Source organism: Sinomonas soli (assembly GCF_054782415.1).
Genome location: NZ_BAAGSN010000023.1, coordinates 1 through 12,674, shown reverse-complemented (window position 1 = coordinate 12,674; position 12,674 = coordinate 1). Strand labels below are relative to the sequence as shown.

Genomic DNA, 12,674 nt, shown 5'->3' with positions numbered 1-12,674 from the left:
ACCCGCTCCCGCGGCTGCCGACCGGTGGACCGCCGCCGGGACCACCGATGAGTGAGGGACTGGGGGAGTGGGACGACGAACTCGAGGACACGACAGCTCCGGGGCCGGCCGGGGATGGCGTGGGCGCGCCTGAGCTGTTCTACCCCAACGTCGCCGAATTCGTCCGCGACAAGCTGGCCGTGACCTACCGCCGCCAGCTCAACACCCAGGGCAGCACCACCTGGTGCCGCAGTGGTGGAAGCACGCCGAAGCCATCAGCCGCCCCGAAGCCCTCTGGTGCTCCTGGGAGTTCCTGCGTCTGGACGGCAGCACCGGCATGAGCGTCTGGTGGCGCGACCACGCAGACCACCACATGCCCGTCCTCTGAAGCGCACTGGGTCTGATGGAGACTCGCGCTATTTGATTACCGCCAGCTGGTTGCGGTCGGTTTGGTCAGCATAGAACGCCTGCTCGAACTCGGTGGGCGGGATGTCGCCGAGGTAGCCGTGGAGACGCTGGGTGTTGTGCCAGTGGACCCAGCCGAGTGTCGCGAGCTCGAGGTCCTCGACGGTCTTCCACGGGCCGGGGCGGCCGGGGCCGCGGACGAGTTCGGTCTTGTAGTAGCCGTTCACGGTCTCGGCCAGCGCGTTGTCGTAGCTGTCGCCGACGGTGCCGATCGAGGGAGTCGCGCCGATCTCGGCGAGCCGCTCGCTGTAGCGGATCGAGGTGAACTGGCTGCCCGCATCGCTGTGGCACCGCAGGTCCTCGTGGTGGCGTCCTCGTGACCAGCGGGCCATCTCGATCGCGTCCAGGACCATCTCGGTGCGCATGTGGGAGGCGCAGCGCCAGCCGACGATCATCCTGCTGAAGACGTCGATGATGAAGCAGACGTAGGCCACTCCCGCCCACGTGGGCACGAACGTCAGGTCGGTCACCCAGAGCCGGTTGGGGGCCGGCGCGGTGAACTGCCGCTTCACCAGGTCCGGATGCCGGGCAGCCGCCGGATCGGCCCTGGTCGTCTTGACCCGTCTGGTCCGGCCCGCGCCCTCGATGCCGGCGGCGCGCATCAGCCGGCCGGTCTGGTCGCGGCCGATGTCGATCCCGGACCGGCGGGCGGCCTTCCAGAGCTTGCGGACGCCGTAGACGCAGTAGTTCTCCTTCCACAGCGCCACCAGCTCCGGAATGAGGGCCGCGTCGCTCACGGCACGCGCCGAGGGGGCGCGGTCCTTCGCGGCGTAGTAGGTGCTCGGAGCCACCTGCAGCAGGCTGCAGATGGGCTCGACTCCGAGCGGGCGGCCTTCAACGACGTCGTTCCTGTTCGCTTCGATGAACGCGACTACTTCCGGTGTTGGCGGTCGAGCTCCGCCCCGAAGAAACTCGCGGCCCGCTTGAGGATCTCGTTCGCCCGGCGCAGCTCGCGGACCTCCTGCTCGAGTTCCCGCACCCGTCGGGCCTCCGCTGTGCTCACGCCGGGGGCCGCGCCGTCGTCGATGTCGGCCTGGCGCACCCAGGCCCGCACCGACTCGACGCCATAGCCCAACTGCGCCGCGACCCGCTGCACCGTTCCGTGATCGGTCCCCAGCTCCGCACGCAGGGTGCGCACCATCCGCACCGCCGCGGCCTTCTCCTCCGGCGAATACCGACGGGCCGTCGGCTTCCCAGATCCCTGACTCGCTGCCATGACTCCATCCTCGTTTCCAAGGTCAGGAGTCTCCATCAGACCCAGTGCGCTTCACTCTGACCACGTCCGGGAGCTCTTCGGCGGCTGCGGTCTTAATCCCAGTGAACCCGTCCATCGCGACGACCTCGATCCCGTCCCGCCAGACTCGCCGCCGGACGGCGAGCCAGTTCAGCTCGTATCGTCGCGTCGGCCTTGTGCCTGAGCGGGATGTCGAAGGTGACCCCCGCACGGCCGCGCTTCTCCACGGCAGGAAGCAGCGTCGTCGCCTCCGCCGCCTTGCGGAAGTCGTCGCCGAACTGGAGGGTGTGGATGAGCGCCGAACAGTGCTCGCTCTCGCCGTCGAGCCCCACGATCGCGGCCCTCCACTGGGGCGCCGAGGGCTTCGATCACCCGGGGCGCGAGCAGCGCACCGAGATCGTAGGCGTTCTCCAGGATGCCGTCGCAGAGGTCTTCGATGAATCCTTGCTCGGCCTAGGGTTCTCGATGACGGCGGAGATGAGGCGGCCCTCGCCGCCGGGCTCACAGCCCGGCCGCCTTCGCGCACCGAAGCAGATGAATGTCAGGAAGATCGTCACCCTCATCGACGAGACTCTTGCGAACTGTTGGCGGCATTCGGGCTCGGCCTCAGCCCTCACGACCGGCGGAGCTGGATGGCCGTTGTGGTCGTCGTACTCCACGTCGCCGGCTTCGGCGTCCTGCTGGCCTGGTGGCTCCCGCTCATTACCGTCTGGGCGGATATCAGCCGATATTCACCGCGGGTGTCGGTGTCCTCGCAGATATCTTCGGCCTGCGCGACGCGTTCGATGCCGACCATATAGCAGCAGTGGACGTGCCACCCGAAAGCTCATTGCCGACCGCGCCCAGAAGGGCATCGCCGGGGCATCCCGCTATGCGCAGCCGCTCTCATCTGGTTCTCGCTCGGGCACTCCACCATGGTCTTCGTGCTCTCGATGCTGTTGGCCTTGGGCGTTCGGTCGCTCGTGGGGCCGTTGGGCGATGAATCACCCGCGTGCCGTCAGCTGACCAGCATCGTGGGGCCACTCGCCTCCGGGTCTTCCTGTGGATGATCGGCTTGCTCGACCTGGGGGCTCCGGTCGGGATCTTCCGGATGTTCCGCGAGCTGCGAACGGGCGCCTTCGACGACGCGGAACTGGAGAAGCGCCTCGACCCCCGCGGGTTCATGAACCGGTTCCTCGGAAGGCGCACTCTGCTCATTCGCAAGCCCTGGCGCATCTATCCGCTCGGAGTTCTGTTTGGGCTCGGCTTCGACGCCGCCTCCGAGGTGTCGCTGCTCGTGCTGGCGGGAGGAGCGGCAGCCTTCAACCTGCCGTTCTACGCCACCCCGGGTTCTCGCAGTGCTTTTCGCTGCTGGCATGTGCCTGGCAGACATGGTCGACGGCGTACTCATTAACGCCGCTTACGTGGGCGTTGCCCAAGCCCGTCCGAAAGGTGTTCTACAACCTTACGATCACCACGATCTCGGTGCTTGTGACCACTCATCGGCACGGTCGAACTGCTCGGCGCCTTGGCAGACCACTTCGGAACCGCCATCGGACCCATCGCGGCAGTTGGCGGCGTCAATCTCGACCACGCAGGCGACGGGGTCGTGGGTCTCTTTCTGTTCGTCTGGCTGAGCGCGCCGGCGCTCTGGCGTTTCGGCCGCATCAGGCATCGCTTGGGCATCTCGCCGAGCGAGGAATCCTCTTCGATCCGGAACCTCTCACGGCGTCGTTGACACACCTTTCAGGCGATAGGCATAATGGTCATGCCATTATAGGGAGGTTTCCGTGCTGCAGATTCGCTACGTGAGCGTCGACGGCGACACCACAGTTGTTGACGCCGCCGTCGGTGATTCAGTCATGTCGGCCGCGGTACGCAACGGCGTGCCCGGCATCATCGGTGAGTGCGGGGGCAACAATTCCTGCGCCACCTGCCACGTCTGGGTGCGCGAGGAGTTCTGCGACCGCGTGGGGCAGCCGGGGGAGCTCGAGGATGACCTGCTGGATCTCGGGGTCTCCGAGCGGCGCAGCAACAGCCGGCTCGGCTGTCAGATCCTCCTCGACGACGAGCTCGACGGGCTGACCGTCGACGTGCCCGCCGAGCAGCCCTGACCGTTCCACACGGGGGCCAGGACCGTGCGGTCCCGCACGATGGCCTGTTAGTTGTTCCTCACCGACGAAAGGATGCGCGAACCGTGTTGCGTACCGAAATCAACGAGCTGTTGACCCAGACGGGGCCGGGCACGCCTATGGGCGAACTGTTCCGCCGCTACTGGCAGCCCGTGCTGCTCGCCGAGCAGCTGCCTTCCAACGACTGCCCTCCTGTCAGGGTGAAGGTTCTCTCCGAGAGGCTGATCGCCATCCGCGACTCGGAGGGCCGGTACGGACTCATGGACGAGTTCTGTGCCCACCGCGGCGTCTCGCTGTGGTTCGGCCGGAACGAAGAGGGAGGCCTGCGCTGCCCCTACCACGGCTGGAAATACGACCGCACTGGCCAGGCGATCGAGGTTCCCAGCGAACCGGAGACCAGCAACTTCTGCGCGAACGTGAAGCTGAAGTCCTACCCGCTCGTGAAGCGCGGCGATGTCCTCTGGGCCTACCTCGGCGACCCCGGAAGCCAGCCGCCCCTGCCTGAGTGGGAGCCGTACACGGTCCCCGAAGGCCAGGTCTTCACCTCGAAGCGCCTCCAGCAGTCCAATTGGCTCCAGGCGCTCGAGGGCGGCATCGACTCCAGCCATGTCACATTCCTGCACTCGGGCAACCTGGACAGCGACCCGCTCTTCAAGGGGTCGAAGGGGAACCAGTACAACAGGGGCGACCTCAAGCCGTTCTTCGAAGTCGTCGACTACGAGGGGGGCCTGCTCATCGGGGCGCGACGCAACGCCGAGGAGGGCCACTACTACTGGCGGGTGACCCCCTGGGTGCTGCCGAACTTCACGATGGTCCCGCCGCGAGCCGATCATCCGGTCCACGGACACTTCTGGGTACCGATCGATGACGAGAACTGCTGGGCGTACAGCTTCGACTACCACCCCACTCGGCAGCTCACCGAGGACGAGGTCGCCGCGATGCGCGCAGGCAAGGGGGTGCACAGCGCGAACGATGAGGCCTACCGGCCGCTGGCCAACAAGGACAACGACTACCTCATGGACCGGGAGGCCCAGCGTGTCGGCAGGACTTATTCAGGAATCGAAGGGATCGCCCTTCAGGACTCCTCGCTCCAGGAATCGATGGGCCCCGTCGTCGACCGAACGAAGGAGCGTCTGGTTGCCACCGACGCCGGAATCATCAAGGCCCGGCAGAAGCTCCGCAAGGCGGCGCTCGCTCTGCAGGAGGGCGTCGAGCCGGTCGGCAACCGCCCGCAGGACCAGAAGGTCCGCTCGGTAGCCGTCGTGCTCCCAGCCGACCAGTCATTCATCGACGGGATCGGCGAGGCAATGATTGCCCGGCCGGGCGTCCCGCAGACGACGGTCTGAGAGAGGGGACATCATGTCAGTCCTGGCTGGCGTCAGTGCCTGCGCACAGGCCGCGACGACGAAGGAGGCGGCCTTCCGGATCGACTATCCGCTGGCGGCTGCGCGAAACACCCGCGTGATCGCTCTCGACGCCGGCGCCCGGGAGGTCGTGGCAGCGGCTGCGGCTCTCCAGTGGGCACAGGCCAGGTTCTACACGGCTTCTGACCCCGGCCACGAACTGGTCGAGGTCTCCGGAGGGCGGGTACCGCTGGTCGATGCGATCGCGGAGAGCAACACGGTCGTCATGGTGGCGACAGAGAGCTCGAACAGCGAGGCCGCGGGGACGATCGGAGCCGCCTGCAAGGTACGGGGAACTATGACTGCGGGCCTGGTCATCACGCCGGGCGAGCTGGCGAGCGACGCTCTGCTCAGTCTGCGCCCGTACGCTCGGATTCTGCTGGTTCCGGCGGAGCCGGACGATCTCGTCGAGCTGTTGAGGGCAACGCGCGCATGAACGCCTCGACGAGCGGACGCGTCACGGTTCCGGCCTTGCAGGAGATGAAGGCCTCGGGTGAGAAGAGCGCGTGCATCGTCGCCTGGGACTACCAGATGGCGCGCCTCGCGGACCGTGCGGGCGCCGACATCATCTCGGTCGGCGATACGGTAGGGGTCAATCTCTGGGGCCAGCCGCATCCGCTCGAGATCACGATGGAGGAGATCCTCGTCGTTGCCAAGGCGGTCCGCCGGGGCGTCGAGCGGGCGCTGCTGAGCTGCGACTTCCCATTCGGTCCCCTTCAGGAGGGAACTGCGACGGCGGTCAGCGCGGCGGTCCGTCTGGCCAAGGAAGCCGGTGTCGACATGGTCAAGCTCGACGGCGCCTCCGACTTCCCCGAGGCGGTTGAGGCAGTGACCCGCGCCGGAATACCTGTCTTCGCCCAGTTCGGAATAACGCCCCAGACAGCCCTCAAGTACGGCGTCGCCTACTCTGCTGCGAGCACAGTCCAGGTGCCTGAGGAGATGCTCGACGAGTTGGTCGCCGAGGCCAAACGGCTCGAGGCCGCAGGCGCCGTCGCACTCAACTTCACCAACTCTGGGCCCGTCGTGGGACCTGCGGTCGTCGAGGCGGTGTCGATTCCGGTGCTCGGAGGCTTCGGCGGCGGACCGTGGCTCGACGGCCGCATCCGCATGGCCATCGCAGCGATCGGGTACTCGGCCGCCAACGTCGACAAGGAACCCGATACGTACGTCAACGTCGCCCGCATCGCCTACGACGCACTCAGGGAGTGCATCGGCGATGTCCGTGCCGGTCGCCAGATCCGTGGCGGCATCAAGATCTGAGGAGGCATCATGCCAGTCGTCGAACTCGACGGAATCCCCACTCGGTACGAGACCGTCGGCGAAGGGGCACCACTGCTCATGTTCAGCCCTGGCGGCTTCGACTCGAGCCTTGAGAACTGGACGAGCTTCGGCCGCTACCGCGACCTCGGCTTTGTCGACGCCCTCAAGGACGCCTACACATGCGTAGTTTTCGACCGAAGGGAGTCTGGCCGGTCGGGCGGCCGGGTGGAGCGGCTCACATGGGAGCGCTACATGGAGCAAGCGCTCGCGCTCATCGACCACCTCGGCTTCGACTGGGTCCACACCATGGGCGGGTGCGTCGGTTGTTCGACCGCGGCGGCCCTTGCCGTCGCCGTGCCGGAACGCGTGAGGAGCATGGTCCTGTTCTCGCCCGCCGGCGGCCCACAGTACCGCATGGCCCAACACCTCAGATTCACCCAGCACCTCGCGTTCGCAGCCGAAAACGGCCTCCCGGCGGTGGTGGAGCTTGCTCGGTCGACCACGGCCGGGTTCAGCAAGGACCCCCGGGTAAGCCCGTGGGCTGCGCCCTTGCGCGCTGACGAGCAGTTCGCAAAGTCCTACGCGGCCATGGACCCGCACCGCTACGAGTTGATCGTCACGGGGACTGTGCGTGGACTGTTCGACCGCGACACAGTACCCGGCGTCGAGGCCGAAGACCTCATGACCCTGGACGTTCCCGCACTGATCGTCCCGGGGCAGGACGCTTCGCACGCCCCCTCGGCCGCGCGGTACCTCGAGGAGTGCCTACCCGTCCATGAATACTGGGATGTGCCGGTCGCCGAGCAGACGCCTGAGACTGCGCCAGCGCGAATCCGGGAATTCCTCGAGCGACACTGATGTCCCTTCTAGTCATGCTCCGCCACGGCGAGAGCCTCGCCAACGCGCGGGACGCCTTCGCTGGATGGCTCGACGTTCCGCTCACTGATCGGGGCCGGCTCGAAGCATGCGCAGTCGGGCGCAGCCTTGCGGGGCTGCGACCCGACGCCGTCCACACGTCAGCGCTCGACCGCGCCGTCGAGACGGCACGGCTGCTTGTCGAGGAAGCTGGCTGGAACCTGTCGCCGCGGATTGACTGGAGGCTCAACGAGCGCCACTACGGGGCACTCCAGGGCCTAGACAAGCGCGCCGCGCGCGAGCGCTACGGCACGGAAGACGTCGAGCGTTGGCGCCGCAGCGTCAATGCCAGGCCTCCCCATGCGGACAACGACACGCTCGCCGAGCAGCGCGCCGACGAGCGCTATGCATCGATCCCCGAGGCCGCGGGCGTCGCCACAGAGAGCCTCGCTGACTTGGCCGGCCGAATGACGCCCTACTGGCACGGCCTCCTCGCCCCCGAGCTCGGCGCGAACCGCACGGTGGTGGTGGTGTCGCACGGCAACGCGCTCCGCGTCCTCCTGCACCTGAGCACGGGCGCGGCCCTCGAGGAGACGGCGCGCGCACGCATCGAGACCGCAATGCCGATTACTGTCCGCCCGACGAGTGCGCCGCTGCGGATTCCAGTGCCTTGATCTGGTCGATACGTCTCTGATGGAGGCCGCCCTTGAACGGGGTGGTGAGCCACAATTCGACGAGACGGAGGGCTCCGATGTCGGTCACGACCTTGGTGCCCAGCACCATCACGTTGGCGTCATTGTTGCCCCGGGAAACCTGCACCGAGAAGCGACTGTAGGCGAGTCCGGCACGGACGCCCCGAACCTTGTTGCATGCGATCACCTCGCCCTGCCCGCTCCCCCCGATGACGATTGCCAGGTCTGCTTTCCCAGCCGCGACCATGCGGCCGGCGGACTCGCACAGGGGCGGATAGTCGACGACAGCGTGTGGGTCGTTGCCGCCCATGTCGATTGCCGTGTGCCCGCGCTCTCCCAGCCATTCCAGCAGCCGTGCCTTTAGACGGATTCCGTTGTGGTCGGCGGCCAGAGCGATACGCATCGGGGCGCTCAACCGACGAGCTCCCGCGCCGATGTCGCGAAGACTTCCTCGAGATCGACGGGCCTGCGCAGGATGCGCTGCGCGCCAGCCTGCGCGACGAGCCTTTCGAGTACTTCGCGGTTCGGCTCGATCCCGTAGGGGAGGGGATCGTCCCAGCCGGTGGCCTCCAGCACCTGCAAGTGGAGGCGGTCGGCAGCATCGGGAGAAGCGATCGTTCCCGCCCGAAGGTCTGCGACATAGCGGCGCTTCGATTCCGCGAACGCCTCGAACACCGCCGCGGCAGCGTCAGGGTGAGCCTCAAGGACTTCGTCCTTGATCACTACGAGGTGGTTAATCGGGTACAGGCACTGGCCTCGTAGCGCGGTGATCGCGGCTTCGTCGGCATCCGGAATGAGCGTGACGATCTCGGGGGATTCGATGTTGGCTCCGATGACGGCGTCGAGCTCACCGTCGAGGAGCATCCGGCCGAGACTCTTTCCAGGCCCGGCGTGCATCACATTCGAGGGTGGCACATAGGAGGCTACGTGTTCGTCGCCGGAGAGGACCCAAGTGACCTTGTCGAGGTCGAGGCCGTACTCGCTGGCCATGATCGCCCGGGCCCACACCCCGGTCGTGACCGTGTAGCCGCGGTTAACGCCGACCTTCCGTCCTGCAAGCTGCGCCGGCTCCGTGATACCGGAGTCTTGCCGCACGAGGATGGCGCCGTGATGGAACCCGCGCACCAGGAAGATCGGCAGTGCAGTGAACCTGACGCCGTGCTCGCGAGCGGTTAGGTAGGTGGTCAGGGCCATCTCGCTCACGTCATAAGCGAGCTGTCGCACCATCCTGCGGAAGCCGTCGACGAGGACGGGAACCTCCTCGAAGGCAAGCGGGTAATCAGCGGGAACGATGGCCCCCTCCTTGAGGCGCCGGTTGTTGCCCTGCGTGCGGCTCAGTGCGGATAACTTGGTGGTCATGGGGCCTCCTACGAGGTTAGTGGATGGCTGGAACATGCCTCTAGTGACGTCCACCACCTGCATGGTAGATTGGTCTAACCATCTTGCCAAGGCCGCATGGCCGCGCTCAAGGGAGCCAGAATTGTCGGAGAAGATACAGGCGGCCGTCCGCGTGGGGCCGGGCACGACCGAAATGCGCGAGTTCAACCTGCCGGAGCTCGATGACGAGTCCGCGCTGTTGAAGATCGAGGTCGCCGGGATCTGCGGCACCGATGTGAAGCTATACAGCAGTCCGCCCACGAGCCCCGCCACGCGGGGCCCGGTGATCATGGGCCACGAGAACGTCGGCGTCATCGTCGAGGCTGGCTCGAAGTTCAAGCAGCGCCAAGGGCTCGAGGAAGGCGACCGCGTCTTCGTGGAGCACTACGTGGGCTGCTTCAGCTGCGAATGGTGCCGCATCGGCGAGTACCGCCACTGCGAGGCCACGGACTGGCGCACGAACCCCGATGCGCGTCGCTTCGGTTACACGAGCGCGGACAACCCGGGCTATCTGTGGGGCGGCTTCAGCGAGTACATGTACCTCCCGTGGAACTCGGTGCTCCACAAGATCCCGGACGCGATCACCGCCGAGCAGGCCGGCCTCGTCATGCCGCTCTCGAACGGCATCGAATGGGCGCTCCTCACCGCGGGCGTCGGTTACAACGACACGGTGCTCATCCAGGGGCCCGGCCAGCAGGGCCTCTCCCAGCTCGTCGCGGCGAAGACCGCCGGCGCATCCAGGATCTTCGTCTCCGGCACCACCCGGGACAAGGACCGGTTCGAGCTGGCCAAGGAGCTCGGCGCGGACGAGGTCATCGACGTCCTCACCGAGGACCCGCGCGAGAAGATCATGGACCTCACAGACGGTCGCGGCCTCGACTTCGTGCTCGACTGCACCTCGCGGGCGGGCACCGCGCCGGTCCTGCTGGGTGTCGACGTCCTCAAGCGCCGCGAGGGCACGCTCCTGATCCAGGGCGAGCTCGCGGCGTTCCCCGACTTCCCAGTCAAGAAGATCACGGAGAAGGCCATCACGATCAAGTCCGCACGCGGCCACTCCTTCAACGCGTGCGAGCTCGCCATCGCGCAGCTCGCCTCGGGCCGCTACCCGCTCGAGAAGCTGGCGACGCACCGCTACGGGATCGACCAGGTGGACCACGCGATCCGGGTGCTCGCCGGCGAGACCGAGGAGGACGCGATCCACATCTCGATGATGCCCGAGCTCATCGGTCGGGCCGGCGGGAGGGTGCGCTGATGGGCGGCCTCGTCGTCACGAACCCACCGCGCGCCGGCCGCGACGTCGTAGACGCCTTGGCAACGTTCGGCGTCGCCACGGTCCACGAGGCGCAGGGTCGCACGGGGCTCCTCGGCTCGCAGCTCAACCCGATCTACCCCGGGTCCCGCATCGCCGGTACGGCGGTGACCGTTACCGTCGCTCCCGGTGACAACACGATGATCGCCGTCGCCGTCGAGCAGTGCGCAGAAGGCGATGTGCTCGTCGTCGTGCCTACGGCTCCGTGTGACATGGGCTTCTTCGGTGACCTGCTCGCGACATCGCTCAAGGCCCGCGGCGTGCGCGGCCTCGTGATCGACGCCGGCGTGCGCGATGTCGCCGACCTGAAGGAGATGGGCTTCCCGGTCTGGTCGAAATGCGTCTCGGCCGAGGGCACGGTCAAGGGAACCCTCGGCGATGTCAACGTCCCTATCGCGATCGCGGGCAGGATCGTCCAGCCTGGCGACGTGGTCGTCGCCGACGACGACGGCGTCGTCGTCGTGCCTCGGATCAAGGCAGCCGAGGTGCTCGCGGCGTCGAAGGCGCGCGAGGAGAAGGAGGCCAGATCGCGGGCGCGATACCGGGCCGGCGAGATCGCCCTCGACGTCAACAACATGCGCCCACTGCTTGAGAAGGCGGGCATCCGCTACGTTGACCACGACATCTGGCTCAAGGAGACCCGGGGGGCGGAGGCCCAGGCTAAGGAGGCCCAGCAGTGATCATCGACATCCATGGCCACTACACGACCGAACCTGACCAGCTGCGCGAGTTCAGGAAGGCGCAGCTGGCCGGCCAGTCCGCGCGGCTCGCGCCCATCAGTGACGACGAGCTGCGGGAGAGCGTCGAGCCCAACCAGCTGCGCGCGCTCATGGAGCGCGGTGGGGATCTCATGGCTTTCTCCCCGCGTGCCTCCGGGATGGAGCACCACGTCCCCGACCCAGGCATCGCGAACGCGTGGGCGCAGGCCTCAAACGATCTTGTCCACCGCGTGAGCGAGCTGTACCCGCAGCACTTTGCGCCCGTGGCGCAGCTTCCGCAGACACCGGACGGAAACCACGAGAGCCTCGTCGCCGAGCTGCGCCGCACGGTGATCGAGCTCGGCTTCGTGGGGGCCAACCTCAACCCGGACCCGTCAGGGACTTGGGCTGGCAAGCCCCTCACGGACGAGTCCTGGTTCGACCTCTACGAGGTCATCCAGGAGCTCGACATCCCCGTCATGGTGCACGTCTCGACGGTGTGCAACCCGAACTTCCACACCCTCGGCGCGCACTACCTCAACGCGGACACGAGCGTGTTCACGCAGCTTCTGCAGTCGGATCTGTTCGCGCGCTTCCCCGGGCTGCGCTTCGTGATCCCGCATGGAGGCGGCGCGGTTCCGTACCACTGGGGACGCTACCGTGGGTTGTCGATGCGCAATGGCTGGCAGGACCCCTCGGAACTGCTCAAGAACGTCTTCTTCGACACCGCGGTGTACCATCAGCCCGGCATCGACCTGCTCACCAGCGTCGTACCGGCGCGCAACCTCCTCTTCGCCTCCGAAATGCTCGGCGCGGTACGTGGCGCCGACCCGGCAACGGGTGTGCAGTGGGACAACACCTTGACCTATGTGAAGGCGGCAGGCCTCTCGGTGAGCGATGAGCGGAAGATCCTGCGCGACAATGCGTTGGAGGTCTACCCCGGCATGAGGGATCGGGTAGCCGACCATGTGGCCGAGCGCCTGATGTGATCTAGTGTGTTGCGCCGTTAACTCGTTGCTAGACGGTATGAGGACCGCCTTCGTGGGTGGCTGCGGACCGGGGCCTCGCTCACGTAGATTCGTGGGTTACCGGACAGATTCCCCTGCCCGGCCTATCCGACATGCGTGGGGAGGTGTTCATTGAGCGTACGAGTGTTGGGCTGGATGTGCACGCCCGTTCGGTTGCTGCGGCAGCGATCGAGGGTATGACCGGTGAGCTGGTGCAGGCCAGGCGTGCCCCGTCCCAGGAGGCTACCCGACCCCCGCCAGACTGAAGGCGGCAGGGCGCGGGC

The 12,674-nt window shown here is 66.9% G+C and carries 15 protein-coding genes, 1 pseudogene and 1 other annotated feature; of the genes and pseudogenes, 11 read left to right on the top strand and 5 right to left on the bottom strand.

Features of this window, described 5'->3' with window-relative positions; translation table 11 throughout:
- The first annotated feature begins 223 nt into the window (after window positions 1-223).
- On the top strand, window positions 224-367 hold the full coding sequence (locus ACYVKZ_RS19970) for a DUF4913 domain-containing protein (RefSeq protein ID WP_460994098.1): 144 nt from the start codon (window positions 224-226) through the stop codon (window positions 365-367).
- 28 nt (window positions 368-395) lie between these two features.
- Here the strand turns inward: ACYVKZ_RS19970 and ACYVKZ_RS19965 are convergent.
- The 3 genes and pseudogenes from ACYVKZ_RS19965 to ACYVKZ_RS19955 all read right to left on the bottom strand — a co-directional run bounded on the left by ACYVKZ_RS19965 (window position 396) and on the right by ACYVKZ_RS19955 (window position 2,474).
- A protein-coding gene (locus ACYVKZ_RS19965; RefSeq protein ID WP_460994096.1) for an IS3 family transposase occupies window positions 396-1,660 on the bottom strand; the annotation gives its coding sequence in 2 pieces (ribosomal slippage) (window positions 396-1,357 and window positions 1,357-1,660; 1,266 coding nt in all).
- Window positions 1,227-1,361 (bottom strand) — a sequence feature (AL1L pseudoknot). (Overlaps the previous gene by 135 nt.)
- A 227-nt stretch (window positions 1,661-1,887) precedes the next feature.
- Window positions 1,888-2,010 (bottom strand): annotated as a pseudogene (locus tag ACYVKZ_RS19960) (amino acid synthesis family protein); the annotation flags it as partial.
- Between the two features lie 281 nt (window positions 2,011-2,291).
- Window positions 2,292-2,474 carry a hypothetical protein gene (locus ACYVKZ_RS19955; protein ID WP_460994094.1) on the bottom strand — a complete coding sequence of 61 codons (183 nt, stop codon included), beginning with the start codon at window positions 2,472-2,474 and terminating at the stop codon, window positions 2,292-2,294.
- Window positions 2,475-2,669: 195 nt separating this feature from the next.
- Here ACYVKZ_RS19955 and ACYVKZ_RS19950 point away from each other — a divergent pair, with 195 nt between their 5' ends.
- From ACYVKZ_RS19950 to ACYVKZ_RS19920, 7 genes are all read left to right on the top strand, one after another.
- Complete coding sequence (locus tag ACYVKZ_RS19950; RefSeq protein ID WP_460994092.1) at window positions 2,670-3,071, top strand: HoxN/HupN/NixA family nickel/cobalt transporter; 402 nt, start codon at window positions 2,670-2,672, stop codon at window positions 3,069-3,071.
- A 376-nt stretch (window positions 3,072-3,447) separates the two neighbouring features.
- Window positions 3,448-3,771, top strand: a complete 324-nt coding sequence (locus ACYVKZ_RS19945) for a 2Fe-2S iron-sulfur cluster-binding protein (protein ID WP_460994090.1) — start codon at window positions 3,448-3,450, stop codon at window positions 3,769-3,771.
- 83 nt (window positions 3,772-3,854) lie between these two features.
- Complete coding sequence (locus tag ACYVKZ_RS19940; RefSeq protein ID WP_460994088.1) at window positions 3,855-5,135, top strand: aromatic ring-hydroxylating dioxygenase subunit alpha; 1,281 nt, start codon at window positions 3,855-3,857, stop codon at window positions 5,133-5,135.
- Window positions 5,136-5,148: 13 nt separating this feature from the next.
- Window positions 5,149-5,628, top strand: coding sequence for a hypothetical protein (locus tag ACYVKZ_RS19935; protein ID WP_460994086.1), 480 nt, complete (start codon window positions 5,149-5,151; stop codon window positions 5,626-5,628).
- Entirely contained in the window at window positions 5,625-6,452 is an 828-nt protein-coding gene (locus tag ACYVKZ_RS19930) for a 3-methyl-2-oxobutanoate hydroxymethyltransferase (protein WP_460994084.1), read from the top strand. Before ACYVKZ_RS19935 ends, ACYVKZ_RS19930 begins: the two co-directional genes overlap by 4 nt.
- A 9-nt stretch (window positions 6,453-6,461) precedes the next feature.
- On the top strand, window positions 6,462-7,310 hold the full coding sequence (locus tag ACYVKZ_RS19925; protein ID WP_460994082.1) for an alpha/beta fold hydrolase: 849 nt from the start codon (window positions 6,462-6,464) through the stop codon (window positions 7,308-7,310).
- Window positions 7,310-7,981, top strand: coding sequence for a 2,3-bisphosphoglycerate-dependent phosphoglycerate mutase (locus ACYVKZ_RS19920; protein WP_460994080.1), 672 nt, complete (start codon window positions 7,310-7,312; stop codon window positions 7,979-7,981). The genes ACYVKZ_RS19925 and ACYVKZ_RS19920 overlap by 1 nt, the downstream gene beginning before the upstream one ends.
- Here ACYVKZ_RS19920 and ACYVKZ_RS19915 read toward each other — a convergent pair.
- Together ACYVKZ_RS19915 and ACYVKZ_RS19910 are read right to left on the bottom strand one after the other, a co-directional pair.
- Window positions 7,935-8,402 (bottom strand): RpiB/LacA/LacB family sugar-phosphate isomerase, encoded by a 468-nt coding sequence (locus tag ACYVKZ_RS19915; RefSeq protein ID WP_460994078.1) that lies wholly within the window; start codon window positions 8,400-8,402, stop codon window positions 7,935-7,937. The genes ACYVKZ_RS19920 and ACYVKZ_RS19915 overlap by 47 nt on opposite strands.
- A gap of 8 nt (window positions 8,403-8,410) precedes the next feature.
- Entirely contained in the window at window positions 8,411-9,358 is a 948-nt protein-coding gene (locus tag ACYVKZ_RS19910) for a substrate-binding domain-containing protein (RefSeq protein ID WP_460994076.1), read from the bottom strand.
- 121 nt (window positions 9,359-9,479) lie between these two features.
- Here ACYVKZ_RS19910 and ACYVKZ_RS19905 point away from each other — a divergent pair, with 121 nt between their 5' ends.
- From ACYVKZ_RS19905 to ACYVKZ_RS19895, 3 genes are read left to right on the top strand one after another with little or no spacing between them, the layout of a single operon-like run.
- Window positions 9,480-10,628: a zinc-dependent alcohol dehydrogenase gene (locus ACYVKZ_RS19905; protein WP_460994074.1), complete on the top strand. Its 1,149-nt coding sequence runs from the start codon at window positions 9,480-9,482 to the stop codon at window positions 10,626-10,628.
- A complete protein-coding gene (locus tag ACYVKZ_RS19900; protein WP_460994072.1) occupies window positions 10,628-11,365 on the top strand; it encodes a 4-carboxy-4-hydroxy-2-oxoadipate aldolase/oxaloacetate decarboxylase in 738 nt (245 codons plus the stop codon). The genes ACYVKZ_RS19905 and ACYVKZ_RS19900 overlap by 1 nt, the downstream gene beginning before the upstream one ends.
- Window positions 11,362-12,372 (top strand): amidohydrolase family protein, encoded by a 1,011-nt coding sequence (locus ACYVKZ_RS19895; RefSeq protein ID WP_460994070.1) that lies wholly within the window; start codon window positions 11,362-11,364, stop codon window positions 12,370-12,372. Before ACYVKZ_RS19900 ends, ACYVKZ_RS19895 begins: the two co-directional genes overlap by 4 nt.
- Window positions 12,373-12,674 lie beyond the last annotated feature (302 nt).

Bases quoted from the DNA above. Each gene is read 5' to 3' on its own strand.
- ACYVKZ_RS19955 (WP_460994094.1), bottom strand. From the start codon at position 2,474: ATGGTCGGCATCGAACGCGTCGCGCAGGCCGAAGATATCTGCGAGGAC.
- ACYVKZ_RS19935 (WP_460994086.1), top strand. From the start codon at position 5,149: ATGTCAGTCCTGGCTGGCGTCAGTGCCTGCGCACAGGCCGCGACGACG.
- ACYVKZ_RS19930 (WP_460994084.1), top strand. From the start codon at position 5,625: ATGAACGCCTCGACGAGCGGACGCGTCACGGTTCCGGCCTTGCAGGAG.
- ACYVKZ_RS19925 (WP_460994082.1), top strand. From the start codon at position 6,462: ATGCCAGTCGTCGAACTCGACGGAATCCCCACTCGGTACGAGACCGTC.
- ACYVKZ_RS19920 (WP_460994080.1), top strand. From the start codon at position 7,310: ATGTCCCTTCTAGTCATGCTCCGCCACGGCGAGAGCCTCGCCAACGCG.
- ACYVKZ_RS19915 (WP_460994078.1), bottom strand. From the start codon at position 8,402: ATGCGTATCGCTCTGGCCGCCGACCACAACGGAATCCGTCTAAAGGCA.
- ACYVKZ_RS19910 (WP_460994076.1), bottom strand. From the start codon at position 9,358: ATGACCACCAAGTTATCCGCACTGAGCCGCACGCAGGGCAACAACCGG.
- ACYVKZ_RS19900 (WP_460994072.1), top strand. From the start codon at position 10,628: ATGGGCGGCCTCGTCGTCACGAACCCACCGCGCGCCGGCCGCGACGTC.